This is a genomic window from Paraburkholderia sp., from assembly GCF_034668105.1.
Lineage (GTDB): Bacteria > Pseudomonadota > Gammaproteobacteria > Burkholderiales > Burkholderiaceae > Paraburkholderia.
Map to the genome: position 1 here is coordinate 1 of NZ_JAXDPY010000051.1, position 4,724 is coordinate 4,724.

The 4,724-nt window shown below is 60.1% G+C and carries 3 protein-coding genes; all 3 read right to left on the reverse strand.

Going from position 1 to position 4,724, the window contains the following annotated elements; genetic code table 11:
- On the reverse strand, positions 1-983 hold a 983-nt coding region (locus QOC89_RS02650), incomplete at its 3' end, for an aldo/keto reductase (RefSeq protein ID WP_323043600.1).
- Between the two features lie 182 nt (positions 984-1,165).
- Positions 1,166-2,893 carry a tetratricopeptide repeat-containing glycosyltransferase family protein gene (locus QOC89_RS02655; RefSeq protein WP_323043601.1) on the reverse strand — a complete coding sequence of 576 codons (1,728 nt, stop codon included), beginning with the start codon at positions 2,891-2,893 and terminating at the stop codon, positions 1,166-1,168.
- A gap of 429 nt (positions 2,894-3,322) precedes the next feature.
- The gene (locus QOC89_RS02660; protein WP_323043602.1) at positions 3,323-3,889 is read right to left on the reverse strand and encodes a DUF4142 domain-containing protein; all 567 of its coding nucleotides are present in this window, start codon (positions 3,887-3,889) and stop codon (positions 3,323-3,325) included.
- Between the last annotated feature and the right edge of the window lie 835 nt (positions 3,890-4,724).

Here is a 4,724-nt window from a genome sequence, read left to right on the forward strand (position 1 = left end):
CAGTACGGATACGCGGGACGTACAGCGCTGGCAGCGTCGAGCTTCGCCACCTGTTCGGGCGTCAGGTTCCAGCCCACTGCGCCCAGGTTCTGCCGCAACTGTTCTTCGTTACGCGCGCCGATCAGCACGGTCGAAACGGTAGGTCGCTGCAGCAGCCAGTTCAGTGCGATCTGCGGCACGGTCTTGCCGGTTTCGGCCGCGACTTCGTCGATCGCATCGAGCACGCGGAACAGATACTCGTCCGGCACCGGCGGCCCCATGTCGGAGGTTTTATGCAGACGGCTCGTTTCCGGCAACGGCTGACCGCGCTTGATCTTGCCGGTGAGACGCCCCCAGCCGAGCGGACTCCACACCACCGCGCCGACGCCTTGATCGACGCCGAGCGGCATCAACTCCCACTCGTAATCGCGACCGATCAGCGAGTAGTAAGTCTGATTCGCGACGTAGCGCGGATAGCCGTAACGATCCGCGGTGTCCTGCGATTTCATCAGGTGCCAGCCGGAGAAATTCGACACACCCGTGTAGCGGATCTTGCCCGCGCGCACGAGATCGTCGAGCGTCGACATGACTTCGGCGACCGGCGTCTTCGCGTCGAAACCATGCAACTGGAACAGATCGATGTAATCGGTTTGCAAACGTTTGAGCGCTGCGTCCACCGACTGGATCAGATGAAAACGTGACGAGCCGACATTGTTCGGACCGTCGTCGAAACGAAAGGTCGCCTTGGTCGAAATGATTGCTTTGTCTCGCTTGCCCTTGAGCGCTTCGCCGAGCACCGACTCGGAAGCGCCGCTCGAATAGATGTCCGCGCTGTCGAACATCGTGACGCCTGCATCGAAACAGATGTCGATCAGGCGACGTGCTTCGGCGACATCGGTGGCGCCCCACGCCTGAAAAAATTCGCCCTTGCCGCCGAACGTGCCCGTGCCGAAACTCAGGACCGGCACCTTGAAACCGGATGCACCCAGATGTCTGTATTCCATTGATCAATCTCCATGGCGTAGCCATCGATAAACGGACGTTCAGTCTACGCGCGTCTGGGCAAACGTGCCGGTGGCCTCGCGTCGGGATGCAGGTGTCGCGCGGGTTGAAGAGCGCTGTCATGGCGACGGATGAAGCGCCCCGTTCTGACCTGTCCGGCCAACGCACGGATGGCGCGTTGTCTTCATTGCGCCGCCGGCTCTCGCGCGGCGTTCAACGCGGCCAGCGCGTCGCGCGCACTCCGAATGACACTGTCCCAATCGCCCAATGCCGGCTGCCGGAACAACCTGGCTTGTGCGTACCAGGGCGAATCGGTACGTTCCAGCATCCAGCGCCAGCAACTGTCGAAGCGGTTCAGGATCCATACCGGTTGATCCAGCGCAGCAGTCAGATGCGCGGTGGATGTGTCCACCGATATCACCAGATCGAGGTTCGCCACCAACGCGGCGGTGTCGGCGAAGTCATCGAGTTCTTCTGTGTAATCGACGACACTCGCGGGCGGATCGTTGCGCGTTAATTGCAGCGCGGCCGGCCCTTTCTGCAGACTGAAGAACTGCACGTTCGGCACATCGAGGAGCGGCGCGAGCCGTTCGAACGTAATCGAACGGCGTGCGTCGTTCTTGCGGAGCTCGGCGACGTGTGGCCGATTTCCACCGGCCCAGACGAGTCCGACTTTCAAGCGCCCTTGCGCTTGTGCTGCGATACGCGTGGCCCATTCACGCGTTGCTTGCGGGTCCGCGAACAGATACGGTGTCTTTGCGGGAATAGTCGTGAGATCGGTTTTGAACGCAAGCGGCAGGCTCAGCAGAGGACAGTGGCAATCGAACGGCGGCAGTGCCTGCCCCGCTTCGACCAATTGATCCACGCCGTGGAGCGTGGACATCAGCCGCATCAATTCGGACGGTACTTCCAACACGACTTTGGCGCCGAGCTTCGACACTAGCGCGGCATAGCGGCAAAACTGCAGCGTGTCGCCGAGGCCCTGCTCGGCGTGCAGCAGAATCGTTTTGCCGTCGATTGAAAAATCCCCCAGCCAATGGGGCTGTGCGAAGGTGCGCTTGCTCGCCTTGATGCGGCGACGCTCCCAACGCCATTCATATTTCCGCCAGCCAGTTTTGAGCTGCCCCAATTGCAACAGGCAAAGCGATTCGTTCCAATGTGTTTCCGCTGCGGCGGGATTCACCGCCAGCGCGCGCTCATAGCTCGACAACGCTTGAGCGTGCTGGTTGAGATCGATCTGGGTCAGGCCGAGATTATTCCAGGCATCGGCGAAGGCCGGCGCCAGTTCAAGTGCGCGCCGATAGCTACGCTCCGCTTCTTGCGGCTGATTGAGATCGCTGAGCGCATTGCCGCGATTGCTCCATGCATCGGGATAGTTCGGCTGCAATGCAAGCGCGTGATCGCAGCTTGCCAGTGCATCGGCGGGACGGCCCAGATCGCGCAGCACACAGGCGCGATTGTTCCAGGCTTGCGCAAAATCCGGCGTTAATGCGAGCGCACGATCAAAGGTGGCAAGCGCGTCGAGCGGCAAATTCAGGCCGGCCTGCGCGTTGCCGCGATTGTTCAGTGCGTCCGGGAATCCGGGCTGCAATGCGAGTGCGCGATCGGCGCACGCGAGGGCTTCGTCGAAACGTTGCAGGGTATTGAGCGCATACGCGAGATTCGAATGAAGCGGCGCCTGTCTCGCGTTGATGGCAAGTGCTCCTCTGAGCAACTCGATGCCCTCTTGCAGACGACCCGTTTGCAGCGCGAGCGAGCCCAACAATTGCAGCGCGTCGAAATGGCGTGGCTTCAGTTCGAGAATCTCGCGATAGAGTTCTTCGGCCTCGGCGAATGCGCCGTTGCGCTGAAGCGCGATGGCTTGCCGAAGCATGTGGTCCAACTGTTGCGGGAGATTGGCAGGCTTGCTCATGAGACGAGCTTTGAATGAATGCGCGTGGAATCGGGAAAGGGCTTTCGAACGGGTTGAGTCGCGCTGGAAACGGCGCGGGTCAGGGCAGGCTCGAGAGAACGGAGCCGATTATCGCTGAAAAGAATGCATTCGGTTGGGTGTGTATGGGTTTGCTGTGGGCGTTCGGTTGGCTGTGGGGGTTCGGTTTGCGGTGGGCGTTCGGTTTGCGGTGGGCGTTCGGCTTGCTGTGACTGCGGTGGACGTTAGCGAAAAAGGTTGTGGTCGGGGATTTGGGAGCGCCTTTTCGAGGCTGCCTTTGGAAGCCGGCTTTTCGAGTCATTTTTCGAGCGGCTTTTCGAGCGGCGTTCCGAGCCACTTTGATCCCGCGACGACGCGCGTCACGCCGCAACGTGACGCGCGCTGGCGCCTACTATGACTCTTGTTTGCAGCTTACTGGACGCTCAGATGCTTACGTTTGGCGAGATCCTGTGCCATTGCGTAGTGCTGCTGGATAGTCGGGAGTGCCTTCTTCGCTGCTTCCTTCAACGGTTCGTCGCGGCCCGATGCGATTTCCGCCTGGAATGCCGACAACGCCTTCTGTTCGCCGGCCAGCGCGACCTGCTCGATGTAGGTCTTATCGAAGTCGGCGCCGCGCAGGTTGTTGATGCTCGCGAGCACTGCTGCGTCCGGATCGTTCTTTGGCACGTCGACACCACGCGGGCTTGCGGCCCGCAGCGCGTCTGAAATTTTCGCGTTGTCGCTCGACACGCGTTCGGCGAACGCCTTGACGTCCCGGTCGGTGGAGCGCGACGTGGCAATGCGTGCGGCATCGCGTTGCGTGGCGACGTTCCTCGTGGCATCGGCGATGAAGGCCTGATCGGCCGCATGTAGACGAGCTGTGTCCGGCGTTGCTGCTGATGGTGTGGTTTGCGCGGTTTGCGCGCTGGCCGCGGTAGCGGCGACAAGAAGGCTGGCCATACAGGCACGGGTAATAACGGCGAGAGGCAAGCGGATCATACGTTCTCCTTGGAATGGAAGCGAAATGACGATGATGCGTGTGCACTTTGGCCAATGCCGGCGATTGTATTTTGATCTTGCTAGTCGCTTGCAGGTGGCTAATGGTGCTGCGCTTTTATCGCTGTGCATTCTAGGGGGCGGGTTATTCAGTATGTGAAACGATGCTGTCGCTTCTGTAACGTTAGGTAACGTTTATGTGGATTACCTGGTGGCCAGGTGGGGGCCTGCGGCTCGGGGGTTGTTGGTTGATGTAGGTTTTTTTGCCTGCTCGGCGCTTGTTGGTCTGTGGTTTTTTGGTGTTGGGCTTTCCTTGTTTTCTTAGTGGTCTATTAGTGTTGCCCCTGTGCGGGGCGGCACTTACTTTCTTTGCCGCGGCCGGCAAAGAAAGATAAGCAAAGAAAGCCGATCACCCCGCCAGCTCATAAGCGGGTCCCCAGCACAGTCACTGCAGTGGCACATCTGGAATCCGTGTTCTCGCATATTCGGCGTGAGTGACAACGCGCTCATCCTTCCCGCCTCGCACTGCGTGCTCGCCGGAAGGGGCGATCCTGCAAACCCACGGCTTCGCTTCGCGTGGTGGGGGCCATCGGCTTCGCCTCGGCGCGAGCTGGTCTGCCGAAGAAATGCCGAGTGAACCGACAATCACCAGAACTATCTGAATGACCAAATAAATTGCTGAGCTCGAATAGCGCACCCGCCCGAAACGCAGCAATCGGGTTTAAGAAATGCGCTTCGGCGCGCGCAGCGTCGCTGGAAGTATGACGGCTGTGTCACTCATGCGGAATGAGCGATAGCACAGATTCCATGCACCACTACCGCGACTGTTCAGGGGACC

What these genes read in the sequence shown, in the direction of transcription:
- QOC89_RS02655 (WP_323043601.1), bottom strand. Translation starts at nt 2,893, where the DNA reads ATGAGCAAGCCTGCCAATCTCCCGCAACAGTTGGACCACATGCTTCGG.
- QOC89_RS02660 (WP_323043602.1), bottom strand. Translation starts at nt 3,889, where the DNA reads ATGATCCGCTTGCCTCTCGCCGTTATTACCCGTGCCTGTATGGCCAGC.